The sequence below is a fragment of the Corallococcus sp. AB032C genome (assembly GCF_003668935.1).
Classification (GTDB): domain Bacteria; phylum Myxococcota; class Myxococcia; order Myxococcales; family Myxococcaceae; genus Corallococcus; species Corallococcus exiguus.
The window spans coordinates 107,105-129,083 of sequence record NZ_RAWP01000013.1 but is presented as its reverse complement, the minus strand read 5'-3'; the positions used below and the strand labels follow the sequence as shown (position 1 = coordinate 129,083).

The following is a 21,979-nucleotide window of genomic DNA, read 5'->3' as shown; positions in this document are numbered from 1 at the left end:
GCCCCCACCTCCGAGCAGAGCCGTCCCCCGGAAGCGCGCGCCGCGGACAACGGGAAGCTGCGCTTCCTCATCACCGGCCAGGCCTCTCCCGGAGACCGGGTCCGCGCGGGCGACGTGGATGCCACCGTGGAGGACTCCGGCGCGTGGCTCGCGACCGTGCTGATGACGCCGGGCTCGAACGTCATCGCCATCACCACCACCTTGTCAGGCGGCGCGGTGGAGTTCGCCCAGCAATCCTTCGACGTGGTTCGGCGCGGTGAGCACGGCTGGATCGTCATCCCTCACGCGAAGGTGCGCCTGGGCGCCCTGCGCGGGCTGTCCCCGGACATGTCCTTGCCCACGGGAGACACCTTCCTGCGTCTGGAGGTCGCCCCCGGTACCCAGGTGACGACCCCTGACACCCAGCTCATCGCGGGCCCCGACGGCGAGGTCCGCCTGCCCGTACGGCTCGTGCCGGGACGCAACACCGTCCCCATCTCGCTGGCCCCTCCGCAGCGGTCCTGGAGCGCCGTGACGGTGACCGTCGAAGCGCGCGCCCGACCCTTCGTCGTGGGCCTGCTCGACGTGGAGGCCAGCATCGCGCCGGCCGGCGGTGGCTTCCGGTTGCGGGGACGCGGTGCCGTCCATGGTGAAGTCCAGCTGGGGCCCGTGCAGGTGGTGGGCGAGCTGGACCTCACCGACACCGACCTGCGCCAGCTGGACGACGCGCCGCTCGCGGACTGGCTGCGTCCCCGCAGGCCCGAGCGCTTCGACCGCTGGCCCGACCCCGACCTCGCTCCGGCGGAGTGGGGCGATAATTCCGTGTCTCTCACGCCCAACCCCGCGGAGGGACGCCTGCGCCTGGAAGCGCGGCACGAGCAGTACGGCCGAGCGGGTTTCGGCACCTACCGCGCGCTCCTGCAGGACCGCGAGGTGGGCCGCTACCACCGCCCCCTCTTCGGTCCCTACGCGGAGCTGCGCGAGCAACTGGGCCCCGTGAGCGTGGGGCTGGACGCCTTCGCTGGCGGGCTCGTGGATCCCACGCGTGGCCTGGCCGCGACGCCCGCGCACGAGGAGCTGACTGCCACGGGCGGCAGCCTCTACTACCTGGGCGGCGGCATCGTGGCGGAGGGCTCCGAGCTGGTTCGCGTGGAGGTGCGCGACGGCGTCACCGGCCTGCCGCTGGGCGAACAGCACCTCATCCGGGGCCGCGACTACGAAATCGATTACCTGGCGGGCCGCATCCTCCTCGCGCGCCCGCTGTCGTTCCTCATCGGCGCGTCGCTCCTGCGCACGGACGCGCTCACCGAGACGCCGGCGCCGGTGCTCGTCGTGGACTACGCCGTGCTGCACACGGGGGATCCGCGCGACTCGGTGGGCGGCGAAGCCTGGGCGCGCTGGCGCGACTCCACCGTCGCCCTGGCCGCCGTGCGCGAGCGCCGGCTGGGAGCCCCCTTCCAGCTCCTGTCGGGGCGGGGACAGACGAAGCTGTGGGGATACTCGCTCCTCGCCGAGGCCGCGAGCAGCCGGGGCATCGCGGTGGAGCCCACCGTCTTCGGCGTGTCGGACGACGGCGGCCTGTCCTTCCTCCGCCCGGTGGGCACGCTGGACGACCATGGCGGCGCGGTGACCCTGCGCGTGAGTGGCCCCGGCGTGCTGGGCCCCGGGAAGGGGGGCTCCGTGGACGCCGCGTGGCGCGAGCGCTCGAGAGGCTTCTCCGACGGCGAGCACCTGGACGCGGCCCGCTTCCGGCAGCTGTCCCTGCGCGCCACGCAGCCCGTGGGCCCGGTGGCGATCACGCTCCTGGGCGACGAGCGGCGCTCCGCGGATCCGCGCCTGCCTTTCGAAAACACGCCCTTCGGTGCCCGCACGCTGGGCGCCGCCGTGGCCTATGAGCGCTACGACGGAAGCGTGCGCCTGGAGCTGCGCGACAGCTGGCTGCGTGCCACGGAGGTGCCCGGCGAGGGCCCCGCGCTCGAAGGCGGCCGGACGTCCCTGGGCGTATCGGTGTCCCGTGTGCTGACGTCCCGCCTCACCGTGTCCGCGGCGCACCGGCAGCGGCTGATCGAGCGCGGCGAAGGCCTGGGCCGCATGAACGACACGTTCACCTCCGCGGGCGTGGAGGTGCAACTGGACGACGACGCCGCCGTGGGCGTGAAGGCCGGCTGGGGCCCGGAGCTGGGCCCCCAGGCCTGGCTGGATGCGCGCGTCCAGCGCGGCCGCGAGACCTACTACGGCGGCTACTCCGTGGACGTGGACGGGCCGGACTTTGGCGCGGGCCGCGCGGTGACGGGCGCTCGCACGGAGGTCGGAGATGGCACCACCTTGTTCGTGGAGGACGTGAGCGCGCACGACGCCATTTCGATGCGGCGGGCGCGCGCCGTGGGCTTCCAGTGGGCGGCGGGACAGAGCGGCTTCAGCGCGGGTGCCCGCTACGAGCGCGGCGTGCGCAGCCCGCTGGACATCCAGAGCGACCTCACGCGCGACGTGGCCAGCGTGTCCGCGCAGTGGTTGCGCGAGCGCTTCCGCGCGGACGTGCGCGCCGAGCTGCGCCATGAAGAGGGCACGCCCGTGCGTGGCGCCTCTGGCCCGGTGGACCGCACCCAGGTGGTGCTGGCGCTGGCCGCGGAAGGCCAGTTGATGAAGGACGTGACGGCCTCCGGACGGTTGGACTTCGCGCACACCGCGGGACAGGAAGGGCTGGAGGCCCGGTTCGCGCAAGGGTTCGCGGCGCTCGTCTGGCGGCCCGGCCCCTGGCTGGTGGTGGCCCGCTACGGTCTCTCACGCGAGCTGTCCCCGGGCGCCCGCTTCGCGTTCGGAGACCGGATGCTCCAGACGGTGTCGCTGATGCCGGCGGTGCGGCTGGGCGAGCGGCTCTCCGTGGCGTCCGGCCTGCACGTCGGACGCTCCAGCCTGGGCGAGTCCTCGCGCTGGGTGTGGACGGGCACGCTGCGGCCCTCGGTGCGGCTGCTGGGCGGACTGGAGGTCGCGGTGGAGGCCGCCCGGCGTACCTCGGCGGCGGACGATCAGGGCCTGACGGCGCTCCGGCCAGAGGTCGCTTACCGGCTGGACGAGCGCCTGCGGGTGGCCCTGGGGTACACGGTCCTGGGGTTCAGCGGCTTGGGTCTGGAGGCCGAATCGGAGGATGCTCCGGATCGCCTCTATCTCCGGGCGGAAGTGGCCTGGTAGGCGCCGGGCAGAGGGATGACGAACGTGCGATTCGGGTGGCTCATCCTGGGACTGGGGTTGTGCGCGGGCGTGGCTCGCGCCGAGTGGACCCACATCGAAACCCAGGGGGGAACCCCGAAGGACGTGACCGTCTTCCGGCCCGGCTTCTTCGCCGTGGCGACCGACGGCCAGCTGTATGTGTCGCGCGACGGCGTCGTGACGACCCTGAACGTGGGCATGGCGGGCAGCTTCCTGCGCGGCACCGCCTGCGTCGTGGGCATCCGTCTGGACGGGACGCTCCAGAGCGTGGGCGGTTGCTCGCTCGCGGATGACGGCAAGCACCTGTTCCCCGATGACGGCAACGAGTACGTGGTGAAGGCCGCGCGCGTTACGGCGACGGCGGACGGGGGCGTGGGTTACGCCGTCGCCGACGAGCCGCCGCTGCACGTACCGCAGTTCCGGACCTCGCTCCTCCCGAAAGAGGGCTCGGCCGAGTGGGGCGGCCTGACGCCTTCGGTGCCGGGCCTGAGCGCCCAGCCGCCGCTCGCGGTGCTGCCCCCGCAGGCGGATGGTCAGCCGCAGGCGCTGTTCGCCGTGGCCCAGCCCTCGAATACCGCCGCCTTTCTCTGGTACCGGGGCACAACCGAGCTCTACTTCCTGGCCACGGGCATCTTCCCGCCGAAAGGGGCCCGTAGCGTGGCGCTGCTGCCGGGCACGACGCCGGACCAGCCGCTCGCGTTCTTCGGCAACGATACGGGCCTCTTCCGCGGGACCCTGGGCGGCTCCATCGTCCCATTCGAGTCCATTCCGCTGGCGCCCGGTGTGTCCGACGTCGACGCGCTCGCGTTCGACACGGCGAGCGGCTCCAGCGCGGGGACGGGCTTCGGGCTGCTGTTCCTCAAGCAGGACGGCAAGGTGGCGGCGTACAGCGCGGAGCCGGTGGTTCCGCCCGCGCTCCCAGGCACGCTCTGGAGACAGAACACGCAGCTGCCCACGGGTATCACCCAGGCCGCGGTGCAGCTGGCTTGCGCGGACGCGTCCTACTGCGTCGCCATCCTCGGCGAGCCCACGCGGAACGTCCTCATCTACGAGAACGCGAGCCCGCCCAACGTGAGCGAGCTGCGTGACACCCTCTCCGTGGACGAGGGCAAGACAGAGGACGTGGAGCTCAAGCTGCGCGACCCGGACGGGGACGCGGTGCGGCTGTCGGCCACGGTGCGTGCGCCGGGCAGTCGGCTCATTGTCGAGCAGGGGCCGCTCGACTCGCGCGAAGACAACGGGCTCAAGCTGAAGCTCACCGCGCCTTCGGGCATCTGTGCGTCCGAGACGTCCTGGCTGGACGTGGTGGCCTCCGACGGTCTGCGCGCGCACGACACGCGGAAGGCGGTGAAGCTGGTGGTGAACCACACCGTCAAGCCTGGCGCGCCCCAGGTGACCGTCGACGCGGTGGAGGGCAACGACTTCTTCGTGGGAGGGCCTTCCGGCACCTTCACCGCCACGCCGGGCTCCACCGGCTGCGCGCCCTTCAAGTACACGTGGACAGCGCCCCCCGGGGCACCCGGGCTCGCGGTGGACGCGGGCGTGGCCACGTTCACGCCTCCTTCCACCCGGGAGGACCGCTGCAAGCCGGGCACGGCCAAATTCACCTACGCGGTGACGGCGAATGACGGAACCTGGGACTCCCCGCCCTCGACCGTCACGGTGCGGCTCCACCCCTGGGGCCCCCCTGTGGTCCCGTTTACCACCTCCTCGCGTGAAGCCCTCTCCGGAACGGCTTTGCTTCCCCAGGCAACCCACGTGTGCGGAGGCTCTCCCGGAACGCCAGGACTGCCGCCGGTGTCGACGTTCTGGTCGGTCCTGGAGAAGCCCTCGGGCGCGACGGTGACGGCCGTCCAGAGGGACGACCTGCATCCCGTGGACCAGGAACCCGTCGAGGGCAACTCCGTGCTGCTTGACGGGGCGACGTGCGTGGAGGCCTTGAAGCTGAAGCTGCGTGCCTTCAATCGCATCACCGTGGAGGGCTTCGTCCTCGACAGCCCCACGGCCGACGTGGAAATCACGGTGAAGCCGCGCTGGCTGCCCCTGGAATCGATGAATACCCTGGTGACGCTGGACCCGGCGGAGGAGCGCATGCTGCGCGGCCACGTGTCCTTGACGGGCAAGCAGCCACTCAACTGCACGGGCATGCGTTTCCTCTCCACGGTGGTGACGCTCGAGGACCGGGACGACCCCAAGAAGGTGTTCGACACGTGGACGGCCACCGGAGGCGGAGGCGACTTCGCGCTGGACCTGCCCCCCACGTGCGGCAGCGGCAACTACACCGTGCGCGCGCGCGTGCATGAGACCCTGCCCGATGGCGGCGTCATGGCGCCGGAGGCGACGACGGAATTCTTCCGGCCGGCGCGCGAGGTGGTGCTGGGCGAGCTGAGCGGTGAGCTCATCGCCACCTGCGGCGAGGGCGCCCGGGGCACGCTGCGCCAGACGATTCCGGAGGGAGCCTGCTCGGCGGTGAAACTGAAGTGGGACCCTGCCGGAGGACCGGAGCTGGCGCCGCCCGTCACCCAGGATGACTGGGCGTCGCTGGCCACGGTGGACACGCAGCTGGAGTCCCTGGTGGGCGAGTTCGTCACCCTGAAGGTGTCGGCCGAGGGCGAGGGCGCCAGCGGGGCGGAGCGCGAGCAAGCGGTGCGCATTGGCGCGCGGCCCTTCGTGACGGTGGAGCGGCGCACGGAGACGGGCGAGGGCGTCAACTCCGGCCAGGTGGGCGTCACGGTGACGCTGCGCAACGACACTGCCTGCGACGTGAGCTCCATCCGCTACCAGGAGACCGTCACCGGCGCGCAGGTGGTGCCCCAGAGCGTGACGTTGAATGGCCGGCCGGTGACGCCGGCGGACGCGTCCGCGCAGCACTTCGCGGTGGATCCGGTGCCGCTGACCGCGGGCTCGACCGCGACGCTCACCTACGTGGTGCGCACGGCGCTCCTGGATCCGCCGAAGTTCTCGGGCACGGCGTCGCTGCGCGAGGTCGTCGTGTCGCACACGGAGCCTCCGCCTCCCTCCATGTCGGGCTGCGGCTGCTCCGGCGGTGGCTCGGGCGTGACGGCGTTCGGGCTGGGCGCGCTGGCGTGGGCCGCGCGGCGCCGGCGGGGCGTCAGAGCCCGAAGCTGATGCGCTGGCGGCGGTTGGGCGTCTGCTGACGCTCCTCCAGCACGCCGGACAGCTCCAGGCCGCGCAGGGTGGCCAGGGCCTCGCGCTCGGACAGGTCCGTGAGGGCGAGCAGGTCCTCCACCGTCTTCGTGCCGTCCGCGAACGCGAGCAGCATCGCCTGGGGCCCCGCCAGCTTCAGCTCGTGCAGGCCGTAGGGGGGATCCGCCGTGGGGAACAGGCGGCGCCCGGGCGCCATGCGCTGGCGCAGCGCCACCAGCGTCTCCGTGCGCGTGACGCCTTCAAGGATGAGGTCGCCTGGGAAGAGCGACAGCGGCACCAGGTCCGCGCGCTGCGGCCGCATGGGGCTGAAGCCGTAGCCGCCCTCCGTCCACGCGAAGGTGGACCAGAGGATGTCCTTCACCTGCTCCTCCAGCAGCTGACGGCGCTGCTTGGGGGAGAGCAGGCCGCGCTTGAGCAGGGCGTCGCCGGTGCGCAGCGAGTGCTCGCGCGCGTAGCCCGCGGCCTCCGCGAGCTGCGCCTCCGTGAGCGCGCCCTTGCGCAGGCAGAAGCGGCCGAAGCGCTCCGGGGCCAGGTTGGACGCGGCGTACACCACGCGGCCCGCCTCGAAGTAGACGACCTTGAGCACCGTGCCCTGGCGCAGCTTCAGCTCGCCGTGGTGGCGCGCTTCGTAATAGGCGTTGAGCAGGCGCGGCACCGACGTGTGCGCCAGGTCTCCGCCGAGCGACCACTCCGGCAACTGACGCCGCTGACGCACGGGCGCGGGCGCGGCCTCCGTCCACACGGCGCCACGCTGCGCGAAGGGCAGGGGCAGGGCCTCCGACACGCCGGCGGGCTCTTCCGGGGGCGCGGGTTCGGCGGGCTCGGACGGGGAGAGGACGGACTCGAGCGCGGGCTCATCCGCCGCGGGCGTCTCCTGGACCAGCTCCTCCAGGACGAGCAGGTCCACCTCGTCGAGCAGCTCTCCGTGCGTCACGGGCGGCACGCCCGCGGCCTCCTCCAGCGCGTTGATCACGCCGTCCAGTTCGAAGGGCTTCTCGAAGAAGGCGCAGGCGCCGTGGATCCGCGTGGCCTCCTGGGCGAAGCGGTCGCCCTTGTACACGCCGCTGACGGCGATGGCGGGGATGGCGTGCGCGCGCAGGGCACCCAGCACCTCGCTGCCGCGGATGTCCGGCAGCAGCAGGTCCACCAGCGCGGCGTCGAAGCGCGAGTGGGGACCCAGGGCCTCCAGCGCGGACTCACCCGTGAAGACGGTGACCGCCTCATGGCCTCGGGTCTCCGCGACCGTGGCGATGAGGGAGGCGAGTTCCTGGTTGTCCTCCACGATGAGCAGTCGCGCCATGGGCCGGCAGACCCTACCATCAACCCCATGAAGGACGTTCAGGGCTTCCACCACGTGGCGATTCAAGCGAAGAACGTGGAGCGCGTGACGGTGTTCTATCGCGACCTGCTGGGCTTTCCGGAACTCAAGCGCCACCTGCGGGAGGACGGCACCCTGCGGAGCATCTGGGTAGGCGTCCCAGGGGGCGCCTTCCTGGCCATCGAGGCGGTGGACGGAACGCCGGAGGTCGTGCCGTTCCGCCATGCGGCGCCGGGGCTGCTGATGCTCGTGTTCCGGATATCCCGCGAGGCGCGGGGTGGGGTGGTGGAGACCTTGGCCCGCGCGGGCGTGCCGCTGGAGCACGAGACGCGCTGGACGCTCTACGTCAGGGACCCGGAGGGCAACCGGGTGGGGCTGAGCCACCATCCAGACGACTAGGGGCGCGTGCCCGGCCGGGTGCTTGCGGAGGGTGACGGGGCATGGCTACAAGCGGCCCCATGCGCCTGGGTGAATTGCTCGTGAAGGACGGCCTCGTGTCGGCGGCGGGGCTGGAGGAGGCGCTGGAGTCCCAGGTGGTCCACGGCGGCCGGCTGGGGACGAACCTGGTGGAGCTGGGGCTCCTGTCCGAGCAGGACCTGTCCAAGGCGCTGGGTCGGATTCACAACTGCGCCTACGCGTCCGGGGAGATGGTGCCCGACCCGAAGGCCGTGGCGCTGGTGAACCCCAACGATGCGGACGACAAGGAATACCTGCCGATGCGGGCGGACGCGACGCGCCTGAGCGTCGCGGTGCTGAACCCGCATGACTTCACGACGTTGGACGCCATCGCGTTCAAGACGGGCAAGCGCGTGGTGCCGGTGGTCATCCCCGAGTTCCGGATGAACCAGCTGCTCCGGCGGCACGCGAAGGCGTTCCGGCAGCTGCGAGCCATCGACATGAACGCCGTGCGCCCGAGGCCCGCGAAGGGCGCGGCGGCGGCGGAGCTGGCGAAGGCGGCGGAGCGGCCGCCGGACCTGATGAGCGAGGAGGAGTTCCAGTCCGTCTACGCGCAGGCGCTGCGCGGTGGCTCGGATGCGGAAGCGGACGTGCTGGAAGGGGAGATCATCATCACCGGCGAGGAGGTGGTGGAGGCGCCCGTGGTCACGCCGCCCCAGGGCCGACCCGCGATGCCGGCGCAGGCGCGTCCCGGAGCGGCCGTGCCGCCGCGAGTGGACATCCCCGCGCACATCGCTCCGTCCGTCCCCGCGCAGGGAGTGCCCGCGCAGATGGCCCGTGGCGCCGCGAGTCCGGCGGGTCAGGGCGCGGCGAAGCAGGGAGTGCCCGCGCACATGGCCGGTCAGCCGGGAGTGCCCGCGCAGGTGGCAGGTCAGCCCGGAGCTCAAGCGGTGCCCGCGCATCTGGCGGCACAAGCCGGAGCGCGCGGCGTGCCCGCGCAGGTGGCGGCTCAGGCGGGTGCGCAGGGTGTCCCCGCGCACGTCGCGGCCCAGGCCAGTGCGGCGGGCGCGATGCCGCCGGGCGCCGCCGCGAGCCCGCCCGTGGCCGCGAAGCCGGTGGCGCCCCCTCCCACGCCGCTCACGTTCCCGGAGGCCCAGGCGGAGCTTGCGCGCAGCTCGGACCGCGAGGACGTGGCCCGCACGGTGCTCCGCTTCGCGATGGGCAAGTGGCGCCGGTGCCTGCTGCTGTCCGTGCAAGGCAACCTCGTCACCGGCTGGCACGGCATGGGGCAGGGCGTGAGCGACGAAGGCGTCCGCCGCATCGGCGTGCCGCTGCGCGACCAGAGCACCTTCCGCCTCGTGCGCGACCTGCGCTCCCACTACGTCGGTCCGGTGAAGCGCGACGCGGCGATGGGCATGTTCTACCAACTGCTCGGCGGCGGGTTCCCCACCACGGCGGTCATCCTGCCGCTGCTCGTGCGCGGCAAGGTGGTCCACCTGCTCTACGTGGACAACGGAGCGGAGCAGTTCACCCCGCCGGACGTGGGCGAGCTGCTCATCCTCTCCCAGGGCGTGGGCCGTTCGTACGAAGCGATGATGCGGCGTCGCAAGAGCGCGTAGCTCAATCGCCGCCGGTGGACCGTTCAGGTGTGTGCGCCAGCATGGGCATGGCATCCGGGCGGTCCCACAGGACGAAGTGGCTGCACCCATCCAGCTCCACCACGTCGAGCCCTGGCTTCGCGCGCCCGGCGCTCTCCCGCATGGACGCGGATTCCAGCACCCGGTCCTTCCCCGGAACGAGCACCGTGCCGCGTCGCAGGTTGCCGAACAGGGACGCATCGCGAGCCTGGCTCCAGGCTTCGATGTCCCGCAGGTTGGCCATCATCGTCGCCACCCGCTTGGGGTTGAACGGGAAGGCCATGATGAGCTCGCGCTTGCGAGCATTCTCCAGCGGCCCCCATGCGCCCCGGTTGTGCTTCGCGATGGGCGCGAGCCGCCACAGCGGGATGAGGAACGGCAGCAGCCAGAGCTGCGAGGGCGTCAGGCTCCGGTAGGGGCGGGCCTGCGGGAGCACGGGCGCCTCCAGCACGACCTCCACCCGTTCGAAGAGGTCCGGCCGCAGCTTCGCGGCCTCCAGGACCACGGCGCCTCCGCGCGAATGTCCATGGACGCGCACGACGTCCGTCCGGGGCAGGTGCTCCAGGGCCTGCACCAGCACCGCGGCGTCATGGGAGATGGTGCCCTCCGGTTCGGCAGGCACCTTGGCCCAGGGGGCGGGTTCCTCGCGAGGGTCGGTGATGGGCAGGTGGTAGTCGCAGCTCGTCAGCAGGATGAGCTGGAGGTCGGGCTCGCGGTAGTGGTGCGTGAAGTAGCGCATGTCCGCCACGAAGCCGTGCATGACGATGACCGTGGCGCGGGGCTGCTCGCAGCGCCGTTCGGCGATGACGGCCTTGCCCACCCGGTAGACATGTCCGTCGAAGGGCTCGCTCGCGCGGGGCGTGCCCACCCTGTGCATCAACCACCAGCGCGCGGTGGGCACCAGCACGGCGGCGCCAGCGAGGACTCCAAGAGCGACGAGCATGCATTCACCCGGGACGAAGGGGGGACAGGCGCCTGGCGGCGGACGGCCCGTGACACGGCACGTATCATAAGGGACCGTGCCGGCCTCCCGCCGCACTCGCGACGTGGAGCTTGCGTTGAACGACGAGCCGGAAGAGCGCCAGGCCTGTCCCCGCTGCGGAGGGAGCTTCGGGGGTTCCACCATCGAGCGTGGCAACGTCTTCACACCCTGTCTTCGATGCGACCAGGCCATGGCGGCTGCCTGCTGTGCGCCCACCCCTGGGACGGCGTCTGGATGGCGCGTCCAGATTCCCTGGCGTGGGCCCGAACTGACGCTGAAAGAGGCGGCCTCCCTGCGGCAGATCCTCCCCGTCCACGCGAAGGAGTCGATTCAGTGTGTGCGCGACCAATATCGAGGTCTGCCGGGGTGGACGGGGCGGAGACTCTCGCACCCGGAGATGCTCGAGCTCCGTGCGGCGGCGGAGGCCTGTGGGTTCAAGGTGATTGTGGAGGAGGAGGACAAGCGCGTTCCCCGGCTGCACCTGCCTCCGCGTCCCGCGACGTTCCAGGGCGTCGAGCTCAGCCCCTCGTTCTTCGAGAAGGGCGCGCTCGCCACGATCTTCCGCGAAACCCACGGCACCCTGGTGATTGCCAGCGAGAGCCTGCCCCTCGCGGAGTGTGTGCCCATTCCCCAGGAGCGAGGACGCCAGTTCCTCGATGAAGTCGCGAGCCTGGATCCGTTGGGGATGACCGACTCGGACGTCATCGGGATGGATGGAATCAGCCTCTATTTCCGCCTCCGTCATTCGGGCGAAGAGCGCGGCTTCGTCGCGTGGAGCCCGGACGCCCACCATGCGCCCCGGCATCATGTCCTGGTCCTGGCGCTCTTCCGGCTCGCGACCGAGCTGGCTCGCGAGGCCGGCAGCATCACGTTTCTGGAAGGCATCCACGGCTACCTGGATGCGGGGCTCCCCGTGAAGGTGTTCCAGGAGACGCCGCGCCGCGTTCGTCTCTTTGGAGGGCTGTCGTCGTTGTCGTCCGAGGCCCTGGACTCGCTCTTCGCGGCGACTCCCCCAGAAACACCGCTGTTGATGGATCTGACGGGTTTCGAGGGAATGGGGACGCTGCTCTATCCGCGCTTCGCCCGGTTTCACCAGCGTCCCGGGGGGACGGTGTGGTGGGTCAACCGCATCGCCGCTCGTCAGTTGAAGGAGGCGGGAATCCCCGAGGCGAGCCTCTACACGGACCTGGAGTTGGCGAAGGCAGCCCTTGCCGCGCGCCCTACCTGACGGCGCTGAGGCTCCGGATCTGCGTGTTGATCCACGGGATGTAGTTGGAGACGCGCGTGTAGATGCCGGGCAGTCCTGCCCGCGCACAACCCACCCCGAAGCTCACGATGCCCTGGAGCACGTAGCCCTGGGCGCCCTTGACGACGAGCGGCCCGCCGCTGTCGCCCTGGCATGCGTCCTTGCCCCCCTGCTTGTACCCAGCCCCGAGCATGGCGTTTTCGTCGATGACGATTCCTTGTGCCCTGTAGCTGTTGGCGACGTCCTGATGCCTGAGGACGGGGACTCCGACCTGCAGCAGGATGCTGGACGTGTCTTGGCCACCCTCCCGTGTCAGGCCCCAGCCCGCGACCGTCGCCATCGTGTTTTCAGCGACGCGCTCCCCGGAGGCTGGGATGCAAACAGGGACGCGCGTGTTGCTGCCCGCGAGCTGCGGGGCCAGGTTGGGGCGCATGACAGAGGACTGGCCGCAAGCCCTGGCGACGGTCGTGTCGAACTTGATGGGCTTTTCGAGCTTGAGGACGGCGATGTCGTTCAGCGTCGTGTCCGGATTGTACTGCGGGTGGTAGACGGCCTTCGTCACCCGGACTGTCACTTGCGTGGACGTGGGGCGGTACAGGTCATGCGCCCCGGCGACCGCCGTGGCGTTGGAGAGACCGTCATAGACGCAATGGGCCGCGGTGATGACGATGTCGCTCTCCTCCTTGTCGCCCACTCTCACCAGGCTGCCCCCGCAAAAATGGCTGCCGTCCTGCTGCAGGCTGACAATCCAGGGGTGGGAATTCGGCCGGGCCTCGACGCCTCCCACGATTTCCTGGTCGGTGTGACCCACTGTATCGATGGGGGCCTGATCGGCCTCCGGACCACCGCACCCGAGAAGACCGACCGCGACGACGACTCCGCTCATGAAGCGCATGCATTCTCCTGGAACAAGTGCGGAGAGAGACAGCAATCGACGTGCCGCGTTCATGCGCCTTGGCTGTCCGGACGAGACGCGCACCTGGACGTGCGTCGGCACGTCGTCTTCGTCTCCGTGTGACATGTCAGCGGAGGTGCATGACGCGTCAGCGTTCCACGGACGGAACCGCGTCGTGTGCGCGGGCCCCGGGAGGCCCAGGTACCACCAGCCTGCGGGCCTTCTGGAACAGCGGCACGGGCGGGTCCTCCGCCACGTACACGCCCCAGTAGTACTCACCGGGAGCGAGGCCGGGCAGCACCACCTGCTGCGGGCTGCCCTCGCGCACGAGCACCGGGTGCCGCAGCTCCCGGTCACGCGCGACGACCAGCCGGTAGCGTGGCTCACCGCCAATGGACTGCCACGCGAAGACGAGGTCCTCCGCGGTGGTGTTGTTCGGGGCCTCGTAGCCATCGCGAGGCGTGACGAGCAGGCCCCGGGGCCGCTGGCGCTCCACGAAGATGCGGCGAGCGAAGCCGGACTCACCCGGCCGTCCTGCCTCATCCAGCGCGGACACACGCCAGACGAACATGCCGGGCTCCGGCGGGAGGAACGTGAAGTCCGGGCTCTCCACCTGCGTATCCACGATGCGCTGGGTGAAGCCCAGGTCGCGCGCCACCTGCACCTGGTAGCTCCGAGCGCCATCCAGTGGCTTCCAGCTCAACGGGATACGCAGCTCCGGACTCCACGCGATGCGCGCGTCCACGCCTGGAGAGAGGCTGGTGGGGAAGGGCGGGCCGTCATGCTCGGTGTCCTCCAGGCCGCGCGCGACATCCAGCCAGTTGCCGGCCTCGAGCGTGCGGCGGTGCGTGCCCTCGGACAGCAGCAGCCGTCCGCGAGAGACGCTGAGGTGCATGCCACGCGCGGTGCGGGTGACGCGGAACTCCGCCGGGCCGGCGTGCGCTTCCACGGTGAGCGCCACCTGCCGTCCGTTGTCTCCGCGAAGCACGAGCGGGCCATCCGGCAGCGCGTCCTCGGGCAGCAGGCCCCGGGCCGTGCCTGACTCCAGCGCCACCACCGAACCACCGCTCGCTGGGGGCGCGGGCCGCTCCACCATCACCACGGTGCGCTCCTCCAGTTCGATGCGTCCACCACCCCGAAGTTCGATGCGCGTGGACGCATCCGGCCCGGTGCGCACCCAGTCGCCGGAGCGGAACGTGGCGCCCGCTTCGAACGGCTCCCAGTAAGCATTCGCCGTGCGCAGCGTGTCGACAGGGCCGCGCGCGACAGCGCAGGTGGCCACGATGGCGGACAGCTCCCGCGACACGGTCTCCGACGCTCCCTCTTCCTCCGAGGTCCGCGAGCAGCCCGCGACCATCAGAAGCACGACGCACCCCATGGCGCCCCGACGCGGAATCCCGAAAGCTCGCATGTCCTCATGACTCCGGAGCCCACGCGCCCGATGGATCGCCAAAGGCGCCGCGCTCATCGCACCCTCCAACCGGAAGGCGCCTTGCGGAGCTCCTCCTCCAGGAAGCGGAGCTGGACACGGGTAGCGCTCCGCTCCGGTGCCGCCTCCAGCGCGGCGCGCAGGTGCGCCATCGCCTCCGTGACGTCTCCGCGCTGCGTGGCCTCCGCCGCCAGCCGTTCGAACGCATCCGCCAACGCCGCCAGTCGCGAACGCACGCGAGGATCCTCGGGCCGCAGCGCCCGCGCGGCCCGCAGCTGTGCCAGCGCCGTGTCCTCTCCCGCGCCCGACAGCTTCGCCACCGCGATGAGCCGGTCCGCACGGGACAGATGCCCGGCCAGCTCCACCTCCCTCACATGCAGCGGCCACATCAGCGCCGCACCCGTCGCGCAGAGGGCAGTGAACACCAGCGCGCTCCACCGCAGCGCCCTGCCATGCCGCGCGACCGCCAGCTTCACGGCCACTGGAATGCGCTGCTCCACGGCGATGCGCCACCGGCGGTACCGAGGGGACGCGTGCGGCCGGTCCTTGCCCCGCGCGGTCCCCATCAACACCTCCGCCTCGCGCCGGCCCCGGTCCAGCGCTTCGCCGAACAACTCGTGCATCGTCTGCACCAGGTCGAAGGGAGGCAGGGTGCTCCGCACGCGCTCCAGCGCATGCCGCAGCACCTTCGCGCTGGGGGCCCGGGAGGACGGCTCCGGCGCGGTGGCCCACTGCACCAGCCGCTCCAGTTCCGGTGTCACCTGGGAATTGAACTGCGACGGCTTCAACAATCCGGAAGGCCCGTCCGTGCCACGGGTGGCCTCCGAGGCCCGGTGCAGCGTGAGCAGCTCATAGAGCACCAGCCCCATGCCGTGGACGTCCCACGCGGGATCCGGGCGTCCTCCGGCGGCCTGCTCCGGCGCCATGTACGCGCGCTTGCCCACCACCAGCAGATCATTTCCGCTCGCGATGCTGGCGGACGCCACCCCCATGTCCACCAGCTTCACCTCGCCGTGCAGCCCAACGAGCAGGTTGCCCGGGCTCACGTCGCGGTGCACCAGGTGCAGTGGACGCCCGTCCAGGTCGCGCTGCCCGTGCAGGTACTCCAGAGCCTTGCCCAGCTCGATGGCGATGGTCACCGCCAACGCCACCGGCGGCGGGCGCCCGCGCTGCCGCAGCGCCTGCACCAGGTCCGAGCCATTGCGGCCGTGCACGTACTCCATCGCCATGAAGGGTCGGCCCGCCGCGCTGCCCACGTCGAACACCTGGATGACGTTGGGGTGCTGCAACGTGGCGCTCAGCCGCGCCTCGGTGAGGAACAGCTCCGACAGGCGAGGGTGCCGCGCGTACTCCTGGAACACCAGCTTGAGCGCCACCAGCTTGTCCACGCCCTCCGCCATCGTGCGCCGGGCGAGGATCACCTCCGCCATGCCGCCCGCGCCCAGCCGTTGGAGCAACTGGTACGGCCCGAACGCGTCGAACGGCCGCAGCCCGCCCTGCCACGCCTCCGGGTCGCGCGCGTGCAGCAGCTCCAGGTGCGAATAGTCATTCAGCGCGGACGTGCCATCCACCGTGGAGCGCGGCCGGATGCCCACCGGCGTCGGCTCCTCTCGCCACGAAGCCTCGTTCCCCACGGGCGCACCCGCGGACGTGCTCGCGGCGGGATCCTCCACCGTCGCGAGGGCGGGCGGCTCGCGAGGGCTCAGGGGCAGGGGAAGGCTGCCAGCGTCCAGCGCGACGAACTTCACGAAGTAGCCGCGCACCCAGCCGGACACGCCGTGCTCCATCACCCGCACGCGACCGGACACGGAGGGCCCGTCCCCCTGGAAGGCCACCTGGAGCGCGAACTCCGTCCCGATGGGCTTCGGCGCGTCCTCGGGAACGAACAGGCCGTGCTCCGTCATGCTCTTCCACAGCCGCGCGCGCGACTCCGGCGCATCCGCGAACGGCAGCCGGAACAGCCGGCCCTTCCTCTTTGGCAGCTTCACGCCTGTGCCTCCCCCCTCTGATGGACGGTGTGGTTCGCGTCACGGCCCGCTTCGCGTCACGGCGAAGCGGTCAACGTCACCTGGATGGGCTCCGGCCGGTCGCCCACCATCACCTCGGCCCGCCACGTGGCGTGGCCCTCCAGCCGGACGCTCACCTGGTGGACCCCGGGCGAAAGCGGCAGCAGCGTCCCCAGGTGCCTCGCGAGCCCCATCGCGCGGCCGTCCACGAAGACGCGCGCACCGTCCGGCATCACGTCCAGGCGCAGCCCCGTCGTCACCGGGCGCTCCACCCGCGCCGCGCGGGGCGCCGGCATCGGCGGACGGATGGCCTCCACCCGCAGGGCCTCCAGGGCATCCCCGTCCCGCGAGACAGGCGCGCGGGCACAGGCGCAGGTACCAGCCATGAGGAGCGGGATGAGCAGACGTCTCGTATGCGGAGGCATGACAGGGATTGGGCGCGCGCGCGCGGGCCTCCGTCAAGGCACCGGCCCCCGCGTCGCAATCGCTGTTCCCACCCGTACAAGTCGGTGAAATCAGCGCACCCGGAGGTGTCTTCCGGACCCACCGGTCCGGGTCATTTTCCCGAGGCGAGATGGGATGTTTCCAGGTGGACGGATGGCGCCCGTCCGCGGAGCGCGACCCCGCACGCGTGAGTGACGGAGCGTGTGTGCCGTGCGACCTGGGAGGTGGCTGGGTTTGAGAGGCATTGGACCCGGGTCCGGGTCCGGGAGGATCCACGCATGTCAGACGCCACCCGTAGCCTGCGACACGTTCCAGCCTGAATCCCACCCATGACGACCCGACATCCCATGCCCGCCACCGCGCCACGGACACCGGCACCGTCCCTGCCACCCAGACCCGTCACCTCCGCGCGGGACGGCCTCGTGCGCCGTCAGCCCCAGCGCTTCGCGGGCATCCGGCCGCTCAAGCTGGAGGACTTCGTGTCCGGGACGCCGCGCCAGCGGGAGTCCTTCGCGCGGCGCCTTGTCACCCAGCTGTCGGAGCGCGGCTTCTTCTACCTGGAGCGCCCCACGGCCTTCCTGGAGCGCCACGCCCTGACGGGGCTGTTCGAGCGCTACGAGGCAACCTTCCAGCACGCGCTGCTGGCGCATCCGTACCTGCACGCGCTCCTGCCCGCGGCCACGGTGTTCGAGACGGGCTACAACGCCACCTGGTACCCCCAGTCGCCGGTGGTGCGGCAGCCCATCGAGGCCTTCATGGCCAAGCCCGCGACGTGGACGGTCTTCCGCCGCCGCGTGGTGCCGGAGCCGGTGCGGGAGCTCCTGGAGGCCTCGGAGGACGCGTACGACGCCTGTCACGCCGTGGGCGTCGTGCTGCTGGAGGCGCTGGAGCTGGGCTACGGCCTGCGCGCCGGGGGGCTCACGCGGCTGTTCCGCCGCCGCACGGAAGGGGCGGTGCGGTTCGTGAAGTACCACGCTCCCAGCACCGCGCGGCGCAGGCGGGACGTGGTGGCGCACGCGTCGGAGCCGCACTCGGACAAGAGCTTCTTCACCTTCAACCTGGGCGAGTCCCGGCCGGGCCTGGTGTGGCTGGACGGGAACACGCCGCGCCTCATGCCCAATGACGAAGGGCACTGGCTCATCACCTCCGGCCGCTTCTCCGAAGGGCTGACGCGCGAGCTGGACGCGCCGGTGCGGGCCTTCCGGCACACGGTGCACAACGACGGTGAGCGCGTGGTCATCCTGGGCTTCGTGACGCCCGAGGGCGACCTGCACGACCTGCCGCTGGACGCGTGGCCCGCGCCGCCGCTCGCGGGAGGCGCCCGTGGCTGAGCGCGCGCGCAATGGAAGGAACGAGGGGCCGGAGCACGTCTTCTTCTCCCCGCATCCGGACGACGTGGCGCTGGGGGCGTACGCGAGCCTGCTCGACGTGCCCCGGGGCATCGTGCCCACGCTCGTCACGGTCTTCTCCCAGAGCTGCTGGGAGTTCGTGCTGCCGGTGGACCCGTCGCGGGCCATGGCGGTGACGTCGCTGCGGATGGGCGAGGACCGGAGATTCGCCCGGGCGCACGGGTTGGACCTGGTGCACCTGGGCTTCCGCGACACCAGCCTCCGCGCGCCACCGGGCGGCCCCGTGGAGTCGGAGGAGGCGCGGTCGGCGCTGGCCTCGCGCGTGCTGCTGGCGCTGGACGAGGTGCTGGCGAGCGTGTCCCAGGACGCGGTCTGCTACGTGCCGCTGGGCATCTCCAGCCACGCGGACCACTTGATGGTGCGCGACGCGGTGCGGGCCCTGCGCGGAGATCGCAACGTCGTCTACTACGAGGACCTGCCGTACTCCGCGCACCACCCGGAGGATGAGATCGTCGACTACGCGTGGGCGCTCGGGCTGTCGCCCCGGTGCCTGGACGTGACGACGCTGTGGTCCGCGAAGCTGCGCGGGCTGTCCTTCTACGCGAGCCAGCTGGAGCCCCAGACGCTGCCCGCGGTGGAGTCGCACGCGCGGCGGCTGGGCGCGGGCCGGGGAATGGCCGAGCGCGTGTGGACGGTGGCGCCATGAGCACGCGGGAGCCCTGGGCGGAGGGGGAGATGCTGGTGCACCTCTCCTATGAGGCCACGCGCACGCTGGGTGGGATGGGCGTGGTGCTGGAGCACCTGCTGTCCGCGCCCGAGTACCGGCAGGCCTTCCCGCGCACGCTGCTGGTGAGCCCCACGGTGCGGCCGTGCGGCCTGGGGAGCTACGCGCCGGAGGAGTCGCTGGCGCGCGACCTGGAGACGCACGGCGAGGTGTTCTACAGCGGCCTGCGCCGGGACAACCCGGAGCGGTGGGAGCGCGTCTTCCGGCCGGTGGAGGAGCAGCACGACGTGTCGTTCGTCTACGGGCGGCGCGACGCTCCGGGCGGTCCGGTGGAGGTGCTGCTCGTGGACCTCACGGATGTGCTCCGGGGCTACCGGGTGAGGATGGGCACGCTGCCGAAGTTCCTCGCGCGGCTGCACACGCTGCTCGGGGTGGACCTCCCGTTCGACTGCCGGGGTCCGCGTCCGGCGGCGTGGCGGGGGCTGTCACGCGTGTGGCGCCAGCGCTTCGGCACGCGGCTGGGCGCGGCGCCCTGGGTCAACCGCCTGTTCCGCAAGGCGGTCCGGCACGGCCTCCTGGACGCGCCCGCGTTGGACCACGACGCGATGCTGGCCATCGTGCTCGCGGAGCCCGTGTTCGACGCGCTGGAGCGGCTGCGCCCGAAGGACGGGGCGGGGACGGTCATCCTGGCGCAGGAGCACCTGTCGCTGCCGCTCGCGTACAAGGCGCTGCTCGATGGGCGGCGCTGGTGCCGCACCGTGTACTACGCGGGCGAGGTGCGCACGCCCCGCGTGCTCGTGGAGTACGGCGAGGCAGGGCAGGGCGCGTCCGACGCGCGCTTCTACAACATCCAGCGGCTGGGGCTGGAGCAGGGGAAGACGCTGGACCAGGTGTACCCCGTGAGCACCTGGCCCAACTTTCAAATCCTGCGCAACGGCCACCTGTGTGACCGCGTGGGCGCGGTGAGCGCGTCCGTGGCGGACGAGCTGCGGTTCCTGGATGGGCGTTATGCGCTCCAGCCGGTGACGGTGGTACCCCACGGGCACCGGCCCATCGAGACGGGCTGGGACGCGAAGGAGGCCGCGCGCGCGAAGGTGCTGGCCCATGCGCGCAAGGCGTGGGGGAAGGACTTCCGCCTGCTGCTCACGCACATCGCGCGGGACGAGGTCTGCAAGGGGCTCTGGCGCGACGTGGACGTGTGCGAGCACCTGGCCACGCTGCTGCCGCCGGAGCGCAAGCCCGCGCTGCTGATGATGGTGACGGAGTGGAACGAGGCGGAGCCGTCCGACAACCTGCGCGCCCTGAAGACGCGGGTGGACGCGTTCAACGCGAAGGACACGGGCCTGCACATCGCGCTGGTGAACCAGCCCACGTGGCCCGCGGGTCTGGACTTCACGCGGGACGACCTGCACCGCGCCACGGACGTGTCCCTGGGGCAGTCGCTGTATGAGTCCTATGGCCTGGCGCAGCTGGAGGCCCTGGGCTGCGGCGCCATCTGCGTCATCTCCGGGACCAGCGGCGCCCGGCGTGCGCTGAAGGCGGTGTGCGAGCGGCAGGGGCTGTCGGAGGCCGCGCATCCGAACCTCGTGGTGTCGGACCCGGTGGCGGATGCTCGGGCCGCGGGCCTGGCGCACTCGATGGAGACCTGGAAGGCGCTGCCCGCCAGCGTCCTGCGGGATGAGGAGCTGCGCACCGCGGTGCGCGTGGCGGAGGAGGTGGTGCGGCGGCTTCCGCGTGACGCGCACGAAGGCCGCCTCCTGCTCGCTACGGGCTGGGCGCTGTCAGAGCGGCTGCACTGGGAGCCGCTCATCCGCGAGCAGCTGCTGCCGCTGCTCCGCTTCCCGAAGGAGGAGGCGCAGGACGTGTCCGACTGGAGCGCGGCCCATGGCTGAGCCCCTGGCGGAATCCCTTTCAATGTGGAGCGCGGAACATGGCTGAGAACGAGCAGGCCCCGGCGCTCATCGTCGTGGCACACCCGGAGGATGTGGTCCGGTTGTTCAGCACGGTGGCGCCGGGGGCGGACGTCGCGGTGGTGACGGAGGACGGGAGCGCGGGCCGGGAGCTGGAGGCCGTGGGCCGGGCCCTGGGCGCGAGGAGCACGCACCTCCTGCTGTCCCCGTCGGAGGTGGGGCCGTGGTGCCGCGAGCAGCGCTCCCGGGGCGAGGTCCGCGTCTTCACGCACAGCCCGCAGGAGGACGCCCCGCTGCACCGCGAGGTGGCGCTGCTCGTCAGCCGCGTCTTCGAGCGACTGTGGGTCTCCGCCACGGGTGCCAGGCCCACCGCCTGCACGGTGCTGGACGACGCGTCCTTCCAGCGGAAGCTGGGCCTGCTCAACGCGCTCTACCGGGAGCGTCCGGACGGAGCCCGCGCGGGCGCCTGCACGGATCCCGTGCGTGACGGGCCCGGCATCGAGGCCTTCGCGGAGGTGCGGGCCGCGGACGTGGTGCGCGCCCTGTCCCTCACGAAGCCGGAGATCTTCTCCGAGCTCGCGGACCCCTGGGGCTTCGCCCAATCCACCTACGAGGGGGAGCGCTTCGCCCTCACCGCGAAGGTGCTCGGGACGCTGCGCGACGCGGGCGCGCCCCGGCGCGTGGTGGACGTGGGCGCCTGCGAGGGGCTCATGACCGAGCACCTGCTGACGCTCTTCCCGGAGGCGAACGTCCGCGCCGTGGAGTCCGAGCCCCGCTTCGTCACGCGCCTGCGCGAGCGGTTGGGCAGCCACGCGCGCGTGCGCATCGTGGAGGCCAGCGCGGAGGACGTGGCGCTGGAGGCGGACCTGGTGCTGCTCGCGGAGGTGCTCTACTACCTGTCCGAGGACGCTGGCCGCGACCTGCTGAACCGGCTGCGCGCGTCCCACCTGCTCACGTCCTATGGCGGAGGCTTCGGCGCCCAGGTGCACGCCGCGCTCGCCGCGCGTGGTTGGAGGTGCGTCCAGTCCGCGACACTTCCGGGCCGCATCGAGCCCGTGGACGGCGCCGCGAGCCCGCTGCTCGTGCGCCGCGCGGGGACCGAAATCCGGCTCTGGGAACGGTGATAACAAGAATTCAGGGTTGGAAGTCCGGGCTTGCCCGCAAGGAAGGCCGGCGTCTCTCCCGGAAGAGGCTGACGACTGGGTTTGTCGTGATTCCCGGGCTGGGGAATGGATGACCCTGCCTGCTTGAATCCGCGTTGCCATTGTCACGGGAACTCTTCAGCATGA

Annotated in this window: 15 protein-coding genes; 9 read left to right on the top strand and 6 right to left on the bottom strand. The window is 71.7% G+C overall.

Annotated features, from left to right (window positions below; genetic code table 11):
* Positions 1-3,168 (top strand): flagellar motor protein (locus D7X99_RS08435; RefSeq protein ID WP_121777314.1); only part of this gene is annotated, 3,168 nt, incomplete at its 5' end.
* 15 nt (positions 3,169-3,183) lie between these two features.
* Positions 3,184-6,315 (top strand): hypothetical protein, encoded by a 3,132-nt coding sequence (locus D7X99_RS08430; protein ID WP_121777313.1) that lies wholly within the window; start codon positions 3,184-3,186, stop codon positions 6,313-6,315.
* On the opposite strand, the gene D7X99_RS08425 is transcribed toward D7X99_RS08430, so the two are convergent.
* On the bottom strand, positions 6,299-7,654 hold the full coding sequence (locus D7X99_RS08425) for a DUF4388 domain-containing protein (protein ID WP_121777312.1): 1,356 nt from the start codon (positions 7,652-7,654) through the stop codon (positions 6,299-6,301). The genes D7X99_RS08430 and D7X99_RS08425 overlap by 17 nt on opposite strands.
* A gap of 27 nt (positions 7,655-7,681) precedes the next feature.
* Between D7X99_RS08425 and D7X99_RS08420 the strand changes: the two genes are divergently transcribed.
* Together D7X99_RS08420 and D7X99_RS08415 are read left to right on the top strand one after the other, a co-directional pair.
* Entirely contained in the window at positions 7,682-8,071 is a 390-nt protein-coding gene (locus D7X99_RS08420) for a VOC family protein (RefSeq protein ID WP_121777311.1), read from the top strand.
* A gap of 59 nt (positions 8,072-8,130) precedes the next feature.
* A complete protein-coding gene (locus D7X99_RS08415; RefSeq protein ID WP_121777310.1) occupies positions 8,131-9,687 on the top strand; it encodes a general secretion pathway protein GspE in 1,557 nt (518 codons plus the stop codon).
* A 1-nt stretch (position 9,688) separates the two neighbouring features.
* Here the strand turns inward: D7X99_RS08415 and D7X99_RS08410 are convergent, their stop codons facing one another.
* Positions 9,689-10,648, bottom strand: a complete 960-nt coding sequence (locus tag D7X99_RS08410) for an alpha/beta fold hydrolase (RefSeq protein ID WP_121777309.1) — start codon at positions 10,646-10,648, stop codon at positions 9,689-9,691.
* 436 nt (positions 10,649-11,084) lie between these two features.
* On the opposite strand from D7X99_RS08410, the gene D7X99_RS08405 reads away from it, so the two are divergent.
* Positions 11,085-11,915 carry a hypothetical protein gene (locus tag D7X99_RS08405; protein WP_121777308.1) on the top strand — a complete coding sequence of 277 codons (831 nt, stop codon included), beginning with the start codon at positions 11,085-11,087 and terminating at the stop codon, positions 11,913-11,915.
* Here D7X99_RS08405 and D7X99_RS08400 read toward each other — a convergent pair.
* From D7X99_RS08400 to D7X99_RS08385, 4 genes are all read right to left on the bottom strand, one after another.
* Positions 11,908-12,828: a serine protease gene (locus D7X99_RS08400; protein WP_121777307.1), complete on the bottom strand. Its 921-nt coding sequence runs from the start codon at positions 12,826-12,828 to the stop codon at positions 11,908-11,910. The two genes, D7X99_RS08405 and D7X99_RS08400, sit on opposite strands and share 8 nt — an antisense overlap.
* Before the next feature lie 148 nt (positions 12,829-12,976).
* Positions 12,977-14,194: a hypothetical protein gene (locus D7X99_RS08395; RefSeq protein WP_147476078.1), complete on the bottom strand. Its 1,218-nt coding sequence runs from the start codon at positions 14,192-14,194 to the stop codon at positions 12,977-12,979.
* A 98-nt stretch (positions 14,195-14,292) separates the two neighbouring features.
* On the bottom strand, positions 14,293-16,245 hold the full coding sequence (locus D7X99_RS08390) for a protein kinase (protein ID WP_121777305.1): 1,953 nt from the start codon (positions 16,243-16,245) through the stop codon (positions 14,293-14,295).
* Positions 16,246-16,301: 56 nt separating this feature from the next.
* Positions 16,302-16,649 (bottom strand): PEGA domain-containing protein, encoded by a 348-nt coding sequence (locus D7X99_RS08385; protein ID WP_158626956.1) that lies wholly within the window; start codon positions 16,647-16,649, stop codon positions 16,302-16,304.
* A gap of 387 nt (positions 16,650-17,036) precedes the next feature.
* Between D7X99_RS08385 and D7X99_RS08380 the strand changes: the two genes are divergently transcribed.
* Genes D7X99_RS08380 through D7X99_RS08365 form a run of 4 tightly spaced genes read left to right on the top strand, consistent with a single transcriptional unit; the run spans position 17,037 to position 21,814 of the window.
* Entirely contained in the window at positions 17,037-18,038 is a 1,002-nt protein-coding gene (locus D7X99_RS08380) for a hypothetical protein (RefSeq protein ID WP_147476077.1), read from the top strand.
* Positions 18,031-18,762 (top strand): PIG-L deacetylase family protein, encoded by a 732-nt coding sequence (locus D7X99_RS08375; RefSeq protein WP_121777302.1) that lies wholly within the window; start codon positions 18,031-18,033, stop codon positions 18,760-18,762. Before D7X99_RS08380 ends, D7X99_RS08375 begins: the two co-directional genes overlap by 8 nt.
* Positions 18,759-20,672: a hypothetical protein gene (locus tag D7X99_RS08370; protein WP_147476076.1), complete on the top strand. Its 1,914-nt coding sequence runs from the start codon at positions 18,759-18,761 to the stop codon at positions 20,670-20,672. The genes D7X99_RS08375 and D7X99_RS08370 overlap by 4 nt, the downstream gene beginning before the upstream one ends.
* Before the next feature lie 38 nt (positions 20,673-20,710).
* Positions 20,711-21,814 (top strand): class I SAM-dependent methyltransferase, encoded by a 1,104-nt coding sequence (locus D7X99_RS08365; protein WP_121777300.1) that lies wholly within the window; start codon positions 20,711-20,713, stop codon positions 21,812-21,814.
* The last annotated feature ends 165 nt before the right edge of the window (positions 21,815-21,979 follow it).

Coding starts and splice junctions, on each gene's coding strand:
- D7X99_RS08425 (WP_121777312.1), bottom strand. CDS start 7,654: ATGGCGCGACTGCTCATCGTGGAGGACAACCAGGAACTCGCCTCCCTC.
- D7X99_RS08365 (WP_121777300.1), top strand. CDS start 20,711: ATGGCTGAGAACGAGCAGGCCCCGGCGCTCATCGTCGTGGCACACCCG.
- D7X99_RS08380 (WP_147476077.1), top strand. CDS start 17,037: ATGACGACCCGACATCCCATGCCCGCCACCGCGCCACGGACACCGGCA.
- D7X99_RS08370 (WP_147476076.1), top strand. CDS start 18,759: ATGAGCACGCGGGAGCCCTGGGCGGAGGGGGAGATGCTGGTGCACCTC.
- D7X99_RS08415 (WP_121777310.1), top strand. CDS start 8,131: ATGCGCCTGGGTGAATTGCTCGTGAAGGACGGCCTCGTGTCGGCGGCG.
- D7X99_RS08420 (WP_121777311.1), top strand. CDS start 7,682: ATGAAGGACGTTCAGGGCTTCCACCACGTGGCGATTCAAGCGAAGAAC.
- D7X99_RS08385 (WP_158626956.1), bottom strand. CDS start 16,649: ATGGCTGGTACCTGCGCCTGTGCCCGCGCGCCTGTCTCGCGGGACGGG.
- D7X99_RS08410 (WP_121777309.1), bottom strand. CDS start 10,648: ATGCTCGTCGCTCTTGGAGTCCTCGCTGGCGCCGCCGTGCTGGTGCCC.
- D7X99_RS08400 (WP_121777307.1), bottom strand. CDS start 12,828: ATGCGCTTCATGAGCGGAGTCGTCGTCGCGGTCGGTCTTCTCGGGTGC.
- D7X99_RS08405 (WP_121777308.1), top strand. CDS start 11,085: ATGCTCGAGCTCCGTGCGGCGGCGGAGGCCTGTGGGTTCAAGGTGATT.
- D7X99_RS08430 (WP_121777313.1), top strand. CDS start 3,184: ATGACGAACGTGCGATTCGGGTGGCTCATCCTGGGACTGGGGTTGTGC.